This window comes from Pseudorhodobacter antarcticus (genome assembly GCF_900110135.1).
GTDB classification, from domain to species: domain Bacteria; phylum Pseudomonadota; class Alphaproteobacteria; order Rhodobacterales; family Rhodobacteraceae; genus Pseudorhodobacter; species Pseudorhodobacter antarcticus.
In genome coordinates this window covers 16,544-31,445 of record NZ_FOCO01000021.1, presented here as the reverse complement: position 1 = coordinate 31,445, position 14,902 = coordinate 16,544, and the positions used below count along the sequence as shown (strand labels likewise).

The following is a 14,902-nucleotide window of genomic DNA, read 5'->3' as shown; positions in this document are numbered from 1 at the left end:
CAGCCCCCGGTTCATGGCAAGAAAGGGGGATATAGGCCACAGGGCCCCTTGGTGCAAGCCAGCGGCCTGCGATGCCCGCGATGCGAGTGTTAAGATTTGGTAAATGAAAATCGCGAACCCGTTTTATATCAGTGGGTTACGTCCCGCATCGCGCGCGATTTCGCAGCCTCACATCATGCGGATCACATCCTTGCCCACCGCCAAAACATAGCCCCGCCGGGCAATCGTTTTGACCAGCAATTCAGAAACCAACTGATTTCCCAGCGCGTCCCGCAGCCGTTTCACCCGCGTGGCCCCCGCGGCCTCCTCACAATCCGACGAATCTCGTCCCGAAATCACCCCTTCAATCTGGGCGCCCGTCATCACATCATCATCCATCCGCGCCTCCGCCAGCACTGACAGCGTTTCAATCGCCGCCTCAGTCAGCTTAAACTCCAAATCATTGATATAAACCGCGTTCGTTTCCCGACTGATCAGCAGGCTGGAAACCTGAATCCCCGACCGCTGAATCGCCGAAATCCGCCTGTTCAAAGCGATGATCGTAACCAGAAAAACTAGCGCCGCCACCATCAACGCCGTCGCAAACACCAGCAAGACAAAGATCACAACGCGGTAGCTGGCCAGCACCCCCGAAAACGCAGTCCCCGATTGGGCCAGAATTTCCAACAGCTTAATCTCAGCCCCTGTGGTCAGGCCGTCGTTCTCCATAAAAATCCGTTCCACCCGCGCATTGAAAGCGTTGGCATCGGGCAGATTCAGAAACAAAAACACCGCGGTGCCCAGCAAAATCACCACAATCGCCGCGATGCCGCCCGCAACGACCCGGTTGCCCGCCCGTAAACTTTCAGAAGGAGAGGAAGTAAGCGCCCGCATTGGCTTTCCTTTCCGCAAGGCCGTCCGGCCCGAAAACCGAAACAACATTCAACAAGGTCCACCCCCGTTTCGCCAGCCGCGGTGCAATCACACCCGCCGCCGCCCGCACCGAACAGGCGGCGTCCGGCACCGCAACCACCCCATAATGCAGCCGCAAGGGGCTGTCTTGCTTGGCCTTATAATCGGCAAAACACTCCGCCTGCGCCGCCCCTGCCAGCATCAGGCTGAACATGGCAGCCAAAAGATATCGTTTCATGGCAAGATCCTTTCCGGTCCGCAGCACCCCACCAATCTGCCTGCAAGCCGCGTTGATATTCAATATCAAACCCCGATGTCGCGGCAGTTATTGCATTTCATCGCTGCGGCCAGCCGACATCAGGCCCCTTTTCATTCCAATCGGTTTCAGATTTGTTAACCGCATGAAAGCCACAGCCGATGACAAATTTGAAACCGCAGCCTTGGCCCAAGGCTTTGCCTGCGTTGCGGGGGTGGATGAGGTGGGGCGGGGGCCGTTGGCAGGGCCCGTGACAGCGGCCGCCGTGCGGCTGTTGCCGGACCGGGTGCCAGCGGGTTTGGCCGACAGCAAAGCCTTGACCGCCAAGCGCCGTGAAGCGTTGTTTGATGCGATTATGGAAGCTGCGGAAGTTTCCATCGCGCATGCGACGGTGCAAGAAATTGATGCGATGAACATTTTGCGCGCCAGCCATTTGGCCATGGTGCGGGCATTGCAGGGGCTGCCCGTGCCGCCCGATTATGCATTGATTGATGGAAATCTGTTGCCGCGCGACATGCCCTGCGCGGGGCAAGCGATAATTAAGGGTGACGCGCTGTGCCTTTCGATCGCTGCGGCGTCGATTGTGGCAAAAGTGACACGCGACCGCATCATGACAGCGCTGGACCGGGAGTTTCCAGGCTATGGCTGGGCGCGCAACGCGGGATATCCGACAAAAGAGCATCAGTCTGCGCTCCTAAATCTTGGGGTCACCGCGCATCATAGACGTTCGTTCAAACCTGTACACAATATCTTGTATCAAGATAAATCGGTAAGTAGTTGATTCAATAAAGAATTTGACGGCGAATCAGGAATGACTCATCTTTGTCCTTAACAAAACGACGCAAAATGCGCGGGACACGAGGCAAAGATGGCGATTAAAACGAAAGTACCGGAGGCAGCGATGCTGCCGCTTAACCAAATCCTTGCGGGCGATTGCATTGATGTGATGAACAGCTTGCCCGCCGGGTCGGTTGACCTGATTTTTGCGGACCCCCCCTATAACTTGCAGTTGAAAGGCGATTTACACCGGCCCGACAATTCCAAGGTGGACGCAGTCGACGATCATTGGGACCAATTTTCCAGCTTTGCGAAATATGACCAGTTTACCCAAGGATGGTTGGCGGCGGCCAAACGGTTGCTGAAACCGAATGGTGCGATTTGGGTTATTGGATCGTATCACAACATCTTTCGGGTTGGCGCAACGTTGCAGGATCAGGGCTATTGGCTGCTGAACGATGTGGTGTGGCGCAAGTCGAACCCGATGCCGAATTTTCGCGGCAAACGCCTGACCAACGCGCATGAAACGCTGATCTGGGCCAGCCGGGATGAGGGTGCGAAATACACGTTCAACTATGAAGCGCTGAAGTCGTTGAACGAAGGCGTGCAAATGCGGTCTGATTGGGTGTTGCCAATTTGCACCGGTCACGAGCGTCTGAAGGATGAGGCGGGCGACAAAGCGCACCCAACGCAAAAGCCCGAAAGCTTGTTGCACCGTGTTCTTATTGCCACAACAAATCCGGGTGATGTCATCCTTGATCCGTTCTTTGGCACAGGAACCACAGGGGCTGTGGCAAAAATGTTGGGGCGTGATTTCATCGGGATTGAGCGTGAGGAGGCGTACCGCAAGGTGGCCGAAAAGCGGATTGCCAAGGTGCGGAAATTCGACGCTTCGGCGCTGGAAATCACCGGGTCAAAACGGTCAGAGCCACGCGTGCCGTTTGGGCAAGTGGTGGAACGTGGGATGCTGCGGCCGGGTGAGGAATTGTATTCCATCGGCAACCGTTTCAAGGCCAAAGTGCGCGCCGATGGCACGTTGATTGGCAATGATGTTAAGGGGTCCATCCATCAGGTTGGAGCCGCGCTGGAAGGCGCACCAAGTTGTAATGGTTGGACATATTGGCATTTCAAGCGCGAAGGAAAGATGGTATCCATCGACATTCTGCGCCAGCAAATCCGGGCCGAGATGGACGACGTTCGGCCCAACTGACCCCCTAAGTTTACCGCCTGTGTTGGGGATTTACCCCGACACCACTTTCCCGCCGTGTGCGTTTGCATGGCGGGTTTTTTTGTTTACTGGGGCGCGGGGTTGAGCGCTTTGTTATAGGTGTGCCAATCCGTAATATCGGGATAGTATTTCCGCCGCCACGCCCGAACGCGGGGGTTCATGATGCGGCGAAACAGCGGTGGCACCATCGCCGCGGTGGTCATAACCGGATAGCCATAGGGCAGCTGTGGCGCATCAGCATCAGTGTAGGTTTGCAGCAAGGGAAAGCGGCGGTCTGGTTTGTAGTGATGGTCGGAGTGGCGTTGCAAATTTATCAAGAGCCAGTTTGAGGCGGTATGATCGGCATTCCACGAGTGGCGAGGCATGACATGTTCGTATTTTCCATTACCAAGGTGTCGGCGGGTGAGGCCGTAATGTTCGATGAAATTCACCAGTTCCAACTGCCAGATTGCGGTGGCGGCCTGATAAAGAAACAGGGCCAGCCCCATCCAACCGCCCAACGCCAATGCCAGAATGAGCATCCCGATTTGGAGTGCCGCATAACGCCAGAATGGGTTGCTGGGGTGGGTTACGGGCAGGTTGCGGCGGGCGAGCATCGCCTTTTCAGCATTCCAAGCTGAGGTGATGGACTGGCGCAGAACGCGGGGAAGAAAGCGGTGAAATCCTTCATTATAACGGGCGGTTACAGGGTCGCGGGGGGTGGCGACGTAAAGGTGGTGGACACGCAGATGTTCGGAGCGGAAGTGGGAATAAAGGACGGAGGCGAGAAGAAGATCGGCGAGCCAGCGTTCGAGTTTTGATTTTTGGTGCATGAGTTCGTGGCTGTAATTGATGCCAATAGTGCCGGAAATCACGCCCATGCCGAAGAAAATCAGGATGGATTCAAGGGTGCCGAGATGGTCGGCGCGGGGGACGTACCAGAGGAGCCAGCAAAGGAGGGCAAATTGGGCTGGAAACCAGATGATGGTGATGGCGCGGTACCACATGAGCCCGCTTTCGGGGGTGTCGAGGTCGGAGTTGTCGGGATTGGTGCCGAGGATCGCATCGAGCAAGGAGAACAGGCCCCAGGAGGCGACGGGGATGAGCAAAACCGTCCAACCACCCAAGAGGGCTGAGGTGATGGCAACGGGGATTAGGCCCAGAGACAGCCAGAACGGCAGGGCGTGGTGGGGGCGGATTACGTCGGCAGCGGGAATAACGGTCATATCAGGCCCCTTGGTTTTGCGCATGATGGCGGGGTGGGATGGGTCGGTCAACGCTTCAAAAGGGTTCCAGACGCAAGGTCATAGGCCTTTCGCATCAATGTGGGCAGGTTTTCAGGATTAACGGGCTGAAACATCCCGTGATTGGGCGCGGCGGTGGTGGTTGCGGCCAGCACGGTTAGATCGGCGTGGAAATGCGTGAAAGTGTGGCGGATTTTGCCCAAATTTTCCCAGTTGGCCGTGATCGGGGGGGCGTCATGGGCGGTGGATTTGTCCCAGCCCATGCCGGGAAAACCTGTCATGCCGCCCAGAAGGCCCTTTTCTGGCCGTGCCTCGACCAGCCAATCGCCGTTTGGGTGGCGGGCGAGCCAAAGGGCACCGATGCGGGTTGGTTTTTCGGGCTTAGGGGATTTGCGGGGCAGGGTGGTTTGGGTGCCCACATCCCATGCCGCGCAGAATTGGCGCAAAGGGCAGATACCGCAGGCGGGGTTGCGGGGGGTGCAGATGGTTGCGCCAAGGTCCATGACGGCTTGGGCGTAATCGCCGGGTCGGGTTTGCGGGGTGAGGGATGCGGCGAGGGTGGTGAGTTCGGGTTTGGCCTGTGGCAGAGGTGTTTGGACGTTGAACAGGCGGGACATGACGCGTTCGACGTTGCCATCGACCACGGTAGCGGGCTGATCAAACGCGATGGAGGCGACGGCGGCGGCAGTGTAGGGGCCGATGCCGGGCAAGGTAAGGAGGGTTGCGTAATCGGTGGGAAACCCGCCGCGCGCACGGACGGCGCGCGCACATTTTAGCAAGTTGCGCGCACGGGCGTAGTAGCCGAGGCCCGCCCATTCGGCCATGACATCGGCATCTTGCGCCGCTGCCAGATCGCTGACTGTGGGCCAACGCGCGGTGAAACGGGTAAAATAGGCGCGCACGGCGGCCACTGTGGTTTGTTGCAGCATCACCTCGGACAACCAAATGCGGTAGGGGTCGGGGCGGATGCCACTGCGGGGGGGGCTGCGCCACGGCATTGTGCGGGCGTTAACGTCGTACCATGCCAACAGGGTTGCCGCCTCACCGTGCATGTTTAATCCTGTTTTTAGGGTCATTGGTGCTGGCACCTTTCGTTGCCCGCGTTAAGATAGCGGGAGTTGAGGGAATGACCAGATGAAGCAGGCGCAGGGCGGGACATATCAGGCGAAAATCCGGCGGTTGCGAGGGTTTGAGGCGACGTCGAACCTGTTGAAGGACCGGATTCGGACGGCGGGCGAGACGCGGGGATTCGCGGTGACGCGGCTTTTGACCGCATGGGCGGAGATTGTGGGCGTTGAGGTGGCGGCCATCACGCGGCCTGTGAAAATCGGCTATGGCAAGGGGGGCATGGGGGCGGCGTTGACGCTGCTGACCACATCATCCAACGCGCCGATGGTGCAAATGCAACTGCCGGTGATCAAGGAAAAGGTCAACGCTTGTTACGGATATGCGGCGATTTCGCGGATTATGTTGACGCAGACTGCGCCGACTGGATTTGCCGAGGGGCAACCCAGTTTCACCCACGCGCCTGCGCCAAAACCAGCGCCCGACCCGGCGATCAAGGCCGAAGCGGAGCGCGCGGCGGAGGGTGTTCACGACAATGCGTTGCGTGATGCCCTTGAATCTTTGACGCAAAACTTCTTATCTCGTGCCAAATCACAAAGAGGCAAATTATGAACCGCAGAGACTTTACCGCCGCCCTTGCTGTTGCGATGGCAAGCACCGCGATGCCCCTGTGGGCGCAAACCGCCGAGGCGCCGGTGTTGCCGGTGGTGCCGGATATGTTTTTGGGCAAGGCCGATGCGAAGGTCGTGTTGACCGAATATGCATCCTATACCTGCCCGCATTGCGCGACATTCCACCAACAGGTGTTCAAGGATTTGAAGCGCGATTACATTGATACTGGCAAGATCAAGTTCGTGTACCGCGAGGTGTTTTTCGACCGCTATGGGTTGTGGGCGGCGATGGTGGCGCGCTGTGGGGGTGATTTGCGGTATTTTGGGATCCAAGAGATTTTGTATTCCACCCAACAAGAATGGGCCGCGTCGGATGATCCGGCGACTGTGGTGGAAAACCTGCGCCGCGTGGGCCGGACGGCCGGGCTGGAAAATGATGCGCTGGATGCCTGTCTGAACGACGCTGCGATGGCGCAAGCGATGGTGAACAAATATCAAGAGGACACCAAGGCGGATAACATCACATCGACCCCGTCGTTTATGTTGAACGGGGTGCAGCACAGCAACATGAACTATGCCGATTTGAAAGCGTTGCTTGACGCTGAACTGGCGAAATAAGCCGTGGCCGCCCCGCTTGCTGGTTTGAAGGTGATTGAGCTGGCCCGCATTTTGGCGGGCCCGTGGGCGGGGCAAACCTTGGCCGATTTGGGGGCCGATGTGATAAAGGTGGAGGCACCGGAGGGCGATGATACCCGCCGCTGGGGCCCCCCTTTTATTGAACGCGAGGGCGACCGTTCCGCCGCCTATTTCCATGCGACCAATCGGGGTAAGCGGTCCGTCGTGGTGGATTTTCGCACGGCTGAGGGGCAGGAGGCCGTGCGGCGGCTGATCGCGGACGCGGATGTGGTGATTGAGAATTTCAAGGTTGGTGGGCTGGCGAAATACGGGTTGGATTATGCCAGTTTGGCCGCCGTGAACCCGGCGTTGATTTATTGTTCGATCACGGGGTTTGGGCAAACCGGGCCATATGCGCAGCGGGCCGGGTATGATTTTATCATTCAGGGCATGTCTGGGTTGATGTCAGTCACAGGTGCGCCCGATGGCCAGCCGCAAAAGGTGGGCGTGGCGGTGACGGATATTTTCACCGGGGTTTATGCGGCAACGGCTGTTTTGGCAGCGGTGCATCAGCGGGCCAGCACGGGCTTGGGGCAGCAAATTGATATGGCGCTGTTTGATGTGGCGACTGGCATTATGGCGAACCAGTCGATGAATTATTTGACCACAGGGGTCGCACCAAGGATGATGGGCAACGCGCACCCGAACCTTGCGCCCTATGCGGTGTTTGATTGCGCCGATGGTTTTATCATTATTGCCGTGGGCAATGATGGGCAGTACCAACGGTTTTGCGACGTGTTGGGTATGGGGGCGATGGGCACGGCGGCGGAGTTTGCGACCAACGCGGACCGCGTGGTGAACCGCGTGGCCATGACCGAGGCGTTGGGCCGCGCCACCAAGCAGCGCAGCAAGGCCGATTTGTTGGCGGCATGCGAAGGGGCGGGGGTGCCTGCCGGGCCGATCAATGATTTGGCCGAGGTGTTTGCTGACCCCCAAGTGATTGCGCGGAGCATGCAAATTGCGCCCGATGGGTTGCCGGGTGTGCGGTCCCCCATAACGTTTTCGGGGGCGGAGTTGGCGTTGGACCGACCCGCGCCGAAGCTGGGTGAACATCAGGATGCGGTGTTGGGTAAAGGGTAAGCCCGCCCGCGCTGACGCCATTGTGTGCAGATGTAACACCGTTGGGGGCTGACAGGCCGGGTCAGTTTGTCCTATGCCTTGGGCGTCCCGGTAAAGGCCTTTTGAATGATTGATGCCCTGATTTTGCCCCCACTGCGGGCCGCGCTGGAGGTCCCTGCGCGGGCCTTTGCAGCGCGGGGTGTGGGCGCAGACCAAATGACGCTGGCGGGATTTGCGGTTGGGCTGTTGGCGCTGCCTGCGCTGTGGCTGGGGTGGTTTTGGCTGGCGCTGGTGTTGATTTTGGCAAATCGGGTGGCCGATGGGCTGGACGGGATTATGGCGCGCAAGGCGGGGGCCACCGACCGGGGCGCATTTTTAGATATCGCGCTGGATTTCTTTTTCTATGCCACCGTTCCCCTTGGGTTTGCGTTGGCGGACCCTGCAAATGCGCTGGCGGCGGCGGTTTTGATTTGCGCCTTTGTTGGCACTGGGTCCAGTTTTTTGGCCTTTGCGGTGATCGCGGCCAAGCGAGGGATGACGGCGGAGGTCTATCCGACCAAGGGGATTTATTACCTTGGCGGGCTAACGGAAGGCACGGAAACCATTGTGCTGTTCGTTGTGATGTGTCTGTTTCCGGCATGGTTTGTGCCGCTGGCCTATGCCTTTGCCGCTGCGTGTTTGTTGACCACTTTCTTGCGCTGGCATGCGGGCTGGCGCAGTTTTTCTGACCTTTGACCCTTAGATTGGAGCCATTATGCGCCCCCTAATTATCGCCGCCCTAAGTCTCGGCCTTGGCACCCCTGCGCTGGCCGACTGGCAGCAAACGCTGGACGCGGCGCGCGGCCAGACCGTGTATTGGAACGCTTGGGGCGGGGATGCGCGGACCAACGCGTTTATCGTTTGGGTGGGGGAGCAGACGGAGGCGAAATACGGCGTGAAGGTGGAGCAGGTGAAGCTGACCGACACCGCCACGGCCGTGACGCAGGTGATTTCGGAGAAGGCGGCGGGCAAGGACAGCGGCGGGTCGGTGGATATGATTTGGATTAACGGGCCGAATTTCCTGTCGATGAAGGAACAAGGCTTGCTGCACGGGCCGTTTGCGACGGACCTGCCCAATGCGCGGTATCTTGACCTTGGGCCGGATGCGGCGGCGTCGGTGGATTTCACGGTGCCAGTTGAAGGTTACGAATCTGCGTGGCGGTTGGCGCGGTTTGTGTTCACCTATGACAGTGCCGTGGTGACAGAGCCGCCAAAGGATATGGCGGGTTTCTTGGATTATGCGCAGGCCAATCCGGGACGGGTGACGCACCCCGATGTGAGCAACTTCATGGGGTCGACGTTTTTGAAACAGGCGCTGGTGGAATTTGCGCCAGACAAAGCCGCGTTGCAGGCCCCGGTGACGGAGGAAGCGTTTGCGCAGGCCACAGGGTTTTTGTGGCAGTGGTATGATGCGCTGCGCCCGCTGATGTGGCGTGAGGGCGCGACATTCCCGGAAAACCAATCGGTGCAGCAGCAGATGCTGAACGATGGTGAGGTGGATTTTGGCGTGTCGTTTGACCCGGCATCCGCGGCAGGGGCAATTGCCGAAGGGTTGTTGCCAGACACCGCGCGGGTTTTTGTGCCGCGGGATGGGTCGATCGGGAATATCTCATTTGTGGCGATTCCGTATAATGCGGCGAACCGTGAAGGCGCAGAGGTTGTGGCGAACTTTTTGCTGGAACCCGCGACACAGGCGCATCAGCAAAACATCGAGGTGTTGGGCAGTTTTTCGGTGCTGGACGCAACAAAGTTGAACGCGGAGGAGGCGGCGCTGTTTGCCAACCTTCCTTCGTCGCCCGCGCTGCCAAGGTTGGCCGATCTGGGGCCAACGTTGTTGGAGCCACATGCAAGCTGGATGACCAAGCTGGTTGAGGCTTGGGGCGAACGCTATATCAAATGAAGGCTGATGGCCGCGCGCTGAGGGGTGTTGTGGCCCTTGCCTTGCTGGGTGGGTTTGTGTTGCCCATCATTGCGGGATTTGCCCAGACGGCGCGCGCAGCGTTTGGGGTTTTGCCTGCGATTAGTGCGGTGGATTGGTCGCTGGATGCGTGGCGGGCCTTGCTGGATTTGCCTGGGTTCGGGACCAATTTGCGGCTGACCTTGGTGACGGGCGTTGGGTCCACCGTGTTGGCGCTGGTGCTGGCGGCGGGATTTGTGGCGCTGGTGTATGGGCGCTGGGCGGGGCTGATGGGGCGGGCGTTAATACCACTTTTGGCGGCCCCCCACGCCGCGCTGGCAATTGGTTTGGCGTTTTTGTTGACCCCATCGGGGTGGATTGCGCGGATGTTGTCGCCGGGGGTGACGGGGTGGGACCGTCCGCCGGATTTGGCAACTGTAAACGATGGTTGGGGTGTCGCGCTGATCATTGGATTGCTGATCAAGGAAGTGCCGTTTTTGTTGTTGATTATGGGGTCTGCGCTGGGGCAATTGCCAGTGCGCGGACAGTTGGCGGCGGGGCGCGCGTTGGGGTATGGACGCGGAATGGTGTGGGCCAAGGTGATCTTGCCGCAGGTTTACCCGTTGATAAGGCTGCCGATTTTTATCGTGCTGGCGTTTTCGCTGTCGGTGGTGGATTTGGCGATCATCCTTGGGCCGTCGAACCCGCCCACGTTTTCGGTTGCGATTGTGCGTTGGTTTTCCGCGCCTGATATTGCGCTGATTTTGCCTGCATCGGCGGCGGCGTTGATGCAGGTGGGGGTGGTTGCAGGGGCGATTGGGCTGTGGATTGTGGCCGAGGGCGTGGCGCGGCGTGTTGGCCTGTGGTGGTTGCGGCGCGGTGGGCGCGGACATTCGGCGGGGCCTGGGCTGTGGGTGGCTGGCGGGATGGTTGCAGTGTTGTTTGCGTTGGGGATTTTGGCGCTGCTGTCGTTGTTGGTGTGGTCGTTTGCGTGGCGTTGGTCATTTCCGCAGGCCTTGCCGCAAAGCTGGTCGATGCGGGCGTGGATGACGCCGGGTGCGGGCTGGGGCGATGCGGCGCGGGCCACAATTGTGATTGGAGTGGCGACCATGCTGGCGTCACTGGCGCTGGCCATCGCGTGGTTGGAGGGCGAGGACCGCGCGCGGCGGGGACGGGCAGGCTGGGCGCAGGTGATGATTTATCTGCCGCTGTTGGTGCCGCAAATCGGGTTTTTATACGGATTGAACGTGCTATTTTTGCAGATGGGTATCAGCGGCGGAATGTTGGCCGTGATCTGGGCGCAGATGTTGTTCGTGTTTCCCTATGTTATGATCGCGTTGTCGGACCCGTGGCGCGCGCTGGACCGCCAGCATTTGCGTGCGGCGGCGGCGCTGGGGGCATCGCCGTGGCGGCGGTTGGTAGCGGTGAAATTGCCGATGCTGGTGCGCCCGTTGATGGTGGCGGGGGCGGTTGGGTTTGCGGTGTCGGTGGCGCAATATTTGCCGACTTTGTTCATGGGGGCGGGGCGCGTGGCGACATTGACAACCGAAGCGGTGACGCTGGCCAGCGGGTCCGATCGCAGGATTGTGGGGGTGTACGCGGTGTTGCAGGCCGGGCTGCCGTTTTTGGCCTATGGCGCTGCGCTGCTGGTGCCAGCATTGGTGTACCGCAATCGGCGCGGGTTGCAGGGAGGGGCGCGATGAGCCTTGGGTTGTTTGATGTATCGGTGGGGCCAAAAGGGCGTGCGCCGCTGTTTCTGCCTGTCAGTTTGCAGGTGGCGGGGGGCGAGGTTGCCACGCTGATGGGCCCGTCGGGGATTGGCAAATCGACCTTGCTCGACGCGATTGGTGGCCATTTGGTGTATGGGTTTGCCGTGTCGGGGCGGGTGGAATTGGCGGGCCGTGATATGCTGGCCCTGCCTACTGAGGCGCGGCGCATTGGCGTGTTGTTTCAAGATGCGATGCTGTTTCCGCATTTGTCGGTGGGCGATAATCTGGCCTTTGGCCTTGCGCGCGGGGTGCGGGGCGCGGCGCGGCGCGCGGCGGTTGAGGAAGCGTTGGAGCAAGCAGGGCTTGCTGGGTTTGCGGGCCGTGACCCCGCGACATTGTCGGGCGGGCAGCGGGCGCGGGCGGCGTTGATGCGGGCCTTGTTGGCGGAGCCGTTGGCGTTGTTGTTGGATGAGCCCTTTTCGCGGTTGGATAAAGAGCTGCGGGCGGAAATTCGGGCCTTTGTGTTTGATCATTTGCGCGCGCGGGCGATTCCGGCATTGATGGTCACGCATGATGCCAGTGACGCCGAGGCAGCGGGCGGTGTGGTGGTACAGCTTTGACTTGCGCTGCGCGGGTTGGTGGGTAAGCTGGTCCGCATGAGTGCAGAGCCGCCAATCCAGTTTCACGCCAATATCCCCGAGCAGGTCAGTTTTGACCGACGCGAGTTGGGGGTGATTTTATCGCTGTATGGCCGGATGGTGGCCAGCGGTGAATGGCGCGATTACGGCATTTCAACGCTGCGCGAAGTGGCGATTTTTTCAGTGTTTCGGCGCACGGCGGAACATCCACTGTACCGGATTGAAAAGCGCCCGAAACTGCGCAATCGGCAAGGGATGTATGCTGTTGTGGGGATGGACGGGCATGTGATGCGGCGCGGCCAAGATTTGGCGATGGTGTTGCGGGTTTTGGAACGCAAGCAAATCCATTCGGTGGACTGATTACCAACGCTTTAGCGCGGCCTCATCCTCATCCCGCGGGGCAACCCAATCGGTGCCACTGGCGGTGATTTCGCGTTTCCAAAACGGTGCGCGGGATTTTAGGTAGTCCATTAGAAATTCAGCGGCGGCAAAGGCATCGGCGCGGTGGCGCGCTGCGGTGGCGACCATCATGATGGGATCGTTGGGCAAAAGGCGGCCGTGGCGGTGGATCACAAGGCAGTCTATCAACTGCCAACGCGTCATGGCCTGATGCGCCATGTCATTTAGCGCGCGTTCGGTCATACCGGGGTAATGTTCAATTTCCATTGCTTGAAGGTCGCCCGCCGCGTTGTCGCGGGTGATTCCCGTAAAGGTGACAATGGCACCTGCGCCTTTTGCGGTGGCGGTAAAGGCTGTCGCCTCTGCCCCCATGTCAAACGGGTCAGGTTGCACGATGATACGCATCAGCCGCCCGTCATGGGGGGGAAAATTGCGATTTCGCGCACGCCGGTGAGGGGGGCGTTGAAATCGGATAACTCTTGGTCAACGGCCACGCGCAGGGCGGAAAGATCGGCGAATGCGGCGGCGTAGCGATCTTCGTGTGCGCTGAGTTCGGCGATAAGATCGGCCACGGTTGCGGCGTTGGTTTCCAGACGTTCGCGCGGCAGGCCGATACGTTCGCGGACCCATGCGAAGTAAAGGATATCAATCATTTATCGTCTTTCAGATGCGGCAATGCTTTTCGAAAATAATCCCATCCGGTGACGGCTGTTAGCAGCGCTGCAATCCAGATCAGTGCCATGCCGGCGTGGGTTGCCATTGCGGCGGGGGACAGGATGGTGCGCAATTCGCCTTCGCCCGCGCGGGGGGGGCGGCCATCTTCAAGATAGGCAAGGCCGGTGCCGAGAAACAGGACCGCGATTGCGACCATTTGCGCGGTGGTTTTCCATTTCGCGAGTTTTGTGACGGTGAGCAAGCCTGCCTTGGCCCCCAGAAATTCGCGCAGGCCGGAGACGAACACCTCACGGAACAAAATCACGGTGGCGGGCAGGATAAGCCACGGGTTCATCCCGGAATATCCGGTGATGACCATGATCGCGATGACCACCATCGCCTTGTCTGCGATTGGGTCCAGCATCGCGCCGAATTTGCTTTCCTGTTTCCAAAGGCGGGCAAGGTAACCGTCAAAGAAATCGGTGATCGCGGCCAGCACAAACAGCGTGAGCGCGAACCAATCGGCGTATGGGCGCTGGAAATAAAGAAACATCACCGCAACACCGGGGGCGGCGAGCAGGCGTAGGACGGTAAGAATGTTTGGCAACGTCCACTTCATACCCTGATTGGTAGCGCAGCGCGCGCGCGGGGGGAAGGGGCATTTCCGTGCGTGGGCGGCTTATGGGTTTGGAACAGGGGCCCAGATCACATGGTCGATAGAGGGTGCAGCAGTGGCGAGCATCACGACGCGGTCGAACCCCATTGCGATGCCGGAAGCGTGGGGCATATGGGGCAGGGCGGTTAAGAAATCTTCATCCAGCGGATAGCGGTGGCCGTAGACGCGCTGTTTTTCGTCCATTTCCGCAGTGAACCTGCGGCGTTGTTCGGGCGCGTTGGTGAGTTCGCCAAAGCCGTTGGCGAGTTCGACGCCGCAGGCATACACCTCAAACCGTTCGGCGCAGCGGGGATCAGCGGGGCAGGGGCGGGCGAGCGCCGCCTCGGGGACCGGGTAGCGGTCCAGCATGGTGAGGCGGCCGTGGCCAAGATGGGGTTCGACCCGTTCGGACAGGATGCGCGACAGCATGTCGGACCATGTATCATCGGGCGCGTGGCGGATGTTTTGTGCACTCATTTGGGCGGCAAGGGCAGGCGCATCGGTGTCGCCGTTTGGTGCGATTGTGCAGAGAAGGTCGATGTTAGCGTGGCGCTGAAAGGCATCGGCGACCGACAGGCGGTCGTAGGGCAGGGAGGGGTCGCAAGTGTAGGATTTATAGCGAAGCTGGGCGCTGCCTGCCGCAGTCAGCGCGAGTTGTAGGAAGGTGGCGCAATCATCCATCAGCACGCTGTAATCGTCACCCACGCGGTACCATTCCAACATGGTAAATTCCGGGCTGTGCAAAGGGCCGCGTTCTCGGTTGCGCCAGACATGGGCGAACGCGTGGATGCGGGCCTCGCCCGCGGCCAGCAGTTTTTTCATCGCAAATTCGGGGGAGGTGTGCAGAAACATTGCGTGGGGCGCACCATCATTGCCAATTGCGGTGGTTTGGAACGCATGCAGATGCGCCTCATTTCCCGGACTTATGGCCAAAGCGCTTGGGTCTACCTCGATGAAATCGTTGGCCGCAAGCCATGTGCGCAGGGCCGCTTGGATGCGGTTTCGGGCCAAAAGGGCGGGGCGGCGGCCTTCATGTGCGGTGGGGTGCCACCAGTTCACCGGATTTGTCATGTTTCGCGCCTTTGATCTGGAGATTTCGGCCAAGATACGCTAATGCCTAGCGCAA

At 59.7% G+C, this 14,902-nt stretch carries 18 protein-coding genes; 10 read left to right on the top strand and 8 right to left on the bottom strand.

The window, feature by feature from the left end; genetic code table 11:
• Positions 1-168: 168 nt before the first annotated feature.
• A complete protein-coding gene (locus BMY36_RS11565; RefSeq protein WP_050521516.1) occupies positions 169-873 on the bottom strand; it encodes a winged helix-turn-helix domain-containing protein in 705 nt (234 codons plus the stop codon).
• A complete protein-coding gene (locus BMY36_RS11560; protein WP_050521517.1) occupies positions 845-1,129 on the bottom strand; it encodes a hypothetical protein in 285 nt (94 codons plus the stop codon). Before BMY36_RS11560 ends, BMY36_RS11565 begins: the two co-directional genes overlap by 29 nt.
• A gap of 163 nt (positions 1,130-1,292) precedes the next feature.
• Here BMY36_RS11560 and BMY36_RS11555 point away from each other — a divergent pair, with 163 nt between their 5' ends.
• Together BMY36_RS11555 and BMY36_RS11550 are read left to right on the top strand one after the other, a co-directional pair.
• Positions 1,293-1,928: a ribonuclease HII gene (locus BMY36_RS11555; RefSeq protein WP_050521547.1), complete on the top strand. Its 636-nt coding sequence runs from the start codon at positions 1,293-1,295 to the stop codon at positions 1,926-1,928.
• Between the two features lie 87 nt (positions 1,929-2,015).
• Positions 2,016-3,134, top strand: coding sequence for a site-specific DNA-methyltransferase (locus BMY36_RS11550; RefSeq protein WP_050521518.1), 1,119 nt, complete (start codon positions 2,016-2,018; stop codon positions 3,132-3,134).
• 83 nt (positions 3,135-3,217) lie between these two features.
• Here the strand turns inward: BMY36_RS11550 and BMY36_RS11545 are convergent, their stop codons facing one another.
• Positions 3,218-4,357 carry an alkane 1-monooxygenase gene (locus tag BMY36_RS11545; RefSeq protein ID WP_050521548.1) on the bottom strand — a complete coding sequence of 380 codons (1,140 nt, stop codon included), beginning with the start codon at positions 4,355-4,357 and terminating at the stop codon, positions 3,218-3,220.
• A 47-nt stretch (positions 4,358-4,404) separates the two neighbouring features.
• Positions 4,405-5,451, bottom strand: coding sequence for an A/G-specific adenine glycosylase (mutY, locus tag BMY36_RS11540; protein ID WP_231579808.1), 1,047 nt, complete (start codon positions 5,449-5,451; stop codon positions 4,405-4,407).
• 58 nt (positions 5,452-5,509) lie between these two features.
• Between mutY and BMY36_RS11535 the strand changes: the two genes are divergently transcribed.
• The 8 genes from BMY36_RS11535 to BMY36_RS11500 all read left to right on the top strand — a co-directional run bounded on the left by BMY36_RS11535 (position 5,510) and on the right by BMY36_RS11500 (position 12,428).
• Positions 5,510-6,052: a DUF721 domain-containing protein gene (locus BMY36_RS11535; RefSeq protein ID WP_050521519.1), complete on the top strand. Its 543-nt coding sequence runs from the start codon at positions 5,510-5,512 to the stop codon at positions 6,050-6,052.
• The gene (locus BMY36_RS11530; protein ID WP_050521520.1) at positions 6,049-6,669 is read left to right on the top strand and encodes a DsbA family protein; all 621 of its coding nucleotides are present in this window, start codon (positions 6,049-6,051) and stop codon (positions 6,667-6,669) included. The genes BMY36_RS11535 and BMY36_RS11530 overlap by 4 nt, the downstream gene beginning before the upstream one ends.
• A 3-nt stretch (positions 6,670-6,672) precedes the next feature.
• Positions 6,673-7,806: a CaiB/BaiF CoA transferase family protein gene (locus BMY36_RS11525; RefSeq protein ID WP_050521521.1), complete on the top strand. Its 1,134-nt coding sequence runs from the start codon at positions 6,673-6,675 to the stop codon at positions 7,804-7,806.
• Positions 7,807-7,911: 105 nt separating this feature from the next.
• The gene (locus BMY36_RS11520; protein WP_050521522.1) at positions 7,912-8,520 is read left to right on the top strand and encodes a CDP-alcohol phosphatidyltransferase family protein; all 609 of its coding nucleotides are present in this window, start codon (positions 7,912-7,914) and stop codon (positions 8,518-8,520) included.
• A 19-nt stretch (positions 8,521-8,539) separates the two neighbouring features.
• Positions 8,540-9,724: an ABC transporter substrate-binding protein gene (locus BMY36_RS11515; RefSeq protein ID WP_050521523.1), complete on the top strand. Its 1,185-nt coding sequence runs from the start codon at positions 8,540-8,542 to the stop codon at positions 9,722-9,724.
• Positions 9,721-11,424, top strand: a complete 1,704-nt coding sequence (locus BMY36_RS11510) for an ABC transporter permease (protein ID WP_050521524.1) — start codon at positions 9,721-9,723, stop codon at positions 11,422-11,424. Before BMY36_RS11515 ends, BMY36_RS11510 begins: the two co-directional genes overlap by 4 nt.
• Positions 11,421-12,050 carry an ABC transporter ATP-binding protein gene (locus BMY36_RS11505; protein ID WP_050521525.1) on the top strand — a complete coding sequence of 210 codons (630 nt, stop codon included), beginning with the start codon at positions 11,421-11,423 and terminating at the stop codon, positions 12,048-12,050. Before BMY36_RS11510 ends, BMY36_RS11505 begins: the two co-directional genes overlap by 4 nt.
• A 36-nt stretch (positions 12,051-12,086) precedes the next feature.
• Positions 12,087-12,428 (top strand): DUF2794 domain-containing protein, encoded by a 342-nt coding sequence (locus BMY36_RS11500; RefSeq protein WP_050521526.1) that lies wholly within the window; start codon positions 12,087-12,089, stop codon positions 12,426-12,428.
• On the opposite strand, the gene BMY36_RS11495 is transcribed toward BMY36_RS11500, so the two are convergent.
• The 4 genes from BMY36_RS11495 to epmA are packed head-to-tail and all read right to left on the bottom strand — an operon-like array spanning position 12,429 to position 14,847.
• Positions 12,429-12,872, bottom strand: a complete 444-nt coding sequence (locus BMY36_RS11495; protein WP_050521527.1) for a molybdenum cofactor biosynthesis protein MoaE — start codon at positions 12,870-12,872, stop codon at positions 12,429-12,431.
• Complete coding sequence (gene moaD, locus BMY36_RS11490; protein WP_139194024.1) at positions 12,872-13,120, bottom strand: molybdopterin converting factor subunit 1; 249 nt, start codon at positions 13,118-13,120, stop codon at positions 12,872-12,874. Before moaD ends, BMY36_RS11495 begins: the two co-directional genes overlap by 1 nt.
• Complete coding sequence (gene pgsA, locus BMY36_RS11485; protein WP_050521528.1) at positions 13,117-13,740, bottom strand: CDP-diacylglycerol--glycerol-3-phosphate 3-phosphatidyltransferase; 624 nt, start codon at positions 13,738-13,740, stop codon at positions 13,117-13,119. The genes moaD and pgsA overlap by 4 nt, the downstream gene beginning before the upstream one ends.
• A gap of 60 nt (positions 13,741-13,800) precedes the next feature.
• Complete coding sequence (epmA, locus tag BMY36_RS11480; protein WP_050521529.1) at positions 13,801-14,847, bottom strand: EF-P lysine aminoacylase EpmA; 1,047 nt, start codon at positions 14,845-14,847, stop codon at positions 13,801-13,803.
• Positions 14,848-14,902: the final 55 nt, after the last annotated feature.